This is a genomic window from Gilvimarinus sp. 1_MG-2023 (assembly GCF_030548285.1).
In genome coordinates this window covers 1-251 of sequence record NZ_JAUOSC010001381.1, presented here as the reverse complement: position 1 = coordinate 251, position 251 = coordinate 1, and the positions used below count along the sequence as shown (strand labels likewise).

The window sequence follows — 251 nt, the reverse complement described above, 5'->3', positions numbered from 1 at the left end:
AGCACGGGCCAGGCCGACCAAGCGTGGCAGAAACCAGCTACCACCAGAATCCGGCACCAGACCAATTTTGCAGAACGCCTGAATAAACTTGGCGGAGCGGGCCGCCAGTACCAGGTCACACGCCAAAGGAATATTCGCACCAGCACCGGCTGCGACGCCGTTGACAGCACAGATCACAGGCATCGGCAAGTCTTGCAGGGTCTTGATCAATGGGTTGTAAAAGCGTTCGATCGACAACCCCAGATCCGGTG

At 57.8% G+C, this 251-nt stretch carries 1 protein-coding gene; it reads right to left on the bottom strand.

Going from position 1 to position 251, the window contains the following annotated elements:
• A partial coding sequence (locus Q4563_RS21360) for an enoyl-CoA hydratase-related protein (RefSeq protein WP_303605951.1) occupies positions 1-251 on the bottom strand: 251 nt, incomplete at both ends.